Source organism: Vibrio sp. D173a, from assembly GCF_030248475.1.
Genome location: NZ_JAHGAH010000809.1, coordinates 1 through 560 on the forward strand (window position 1 = coordinate 1; position 560 = coordinate 560).

General features: G+C 40.0%; 1 protein-coding gene. It reads right to left on the reverse strand.

Features of this window, described 5'->3' with window-relative positions:
- A partial coding sequence (locus KIV40_RS29465; protein ID WP_285352793.1) for a retention module-containing protein occupies positions 1–222 on the reverse strand: 222 nt, incomplete at its 3' end.
- Between the last annotated feature and the right edge of the window lie 338 nt (positions 223–560).

Sequence of the window (560 nt, forward strand, 5' to 3'; positions counted from 1 at the left end):
CACCGCATTATCGAGACAACCAACACAGTTTTCATCAACCGGTATTTCACCGGAAACATCGACCAACACTAACTTCGCGCCTTTCGCTGTCATCACGATTTCATTCTCGCGAATGGTATCCCCTACCTTCACCTTGCGGGCGGATCCATCTGCGGTTATGACAACAACGTCACCATTCACTTGCTTAACTACTGCTGCGTTACGCAAAACTTCGACATCCATATGTCCCCCTAGATACACATAATGACGGTCCCATCATCGTGTAAAAATTGTTGTAAGCGCGTATTAGGTTGTAACTCAGGTTCAACCACTGTTTTTATATCAAGTCTTTTACTTTTAACTTGTCGCGGTTCGATTTTGTTTTTACTGGCTGTTTATCGAACTCGTTTACCCTTAAGACTAGTATTTCCTTAAGAAAAATCCATTTTCAGAGGTAATTGATTGCATATCGAACTGCATGCTCTTTCAAAAGAAGATTTTAGGAAATAGATCAATACAAATAAGGACTTATTTTATTCATACTCAAAAAGTCAAACGGTCTAAATGCAAACAGGGACATG